Source organism: Pseudomonas sp. PDM25 (assembly GCF_019219045.1).
Lineage (GTDB): Bacteria > Pseudomonadota > Gammaproteobacteria > Pseudomonadales > Pseudomonadaceae > Aquipseudomonas.
Map to the genome: position 1 here is coordinate 1 of NZ_JAHUWL010000096.1, position 270 is coordinate 270.

Sequence of the window (270 nt, forward strand, 5' to 3'; positions counted from 1 at the left end):
TCGGACAGAAAGGTCGGCCGCACTACCACTTCGTGCTGCTACTCAATCGGGATGCGTACCACACCGTGGGGCGCTTCCAATCAGAGAGGGAGAATCTCTACAGCCGTATTCAGGCTGCCTGGGCGAGTGCGCTGAGGGTTACGTTCGAGGAGGCAGAGGGCTTGGTGCATATCCCTGCAAACGCCACATTCCACCTCTCTCAGGATGATTCGGGGGAGATGGATCGATACTTCTATCGGGTCAGTTACCTCTGCAAGGCTGAGACCAAGG

At 57.0% G+C, this 270-nt stretch carries 1 protein-coding gene; it reads left to right on the forward strand.

Annotated elements, in window-relative coordinates:
- The coding region (locus tag KW848_RS32775) for an inovirus-type Gp2 protein (RefSeq protein ID WP_218539195.1) at positions 1–270 on the forward strand (270 nt) is incomplete at both ends.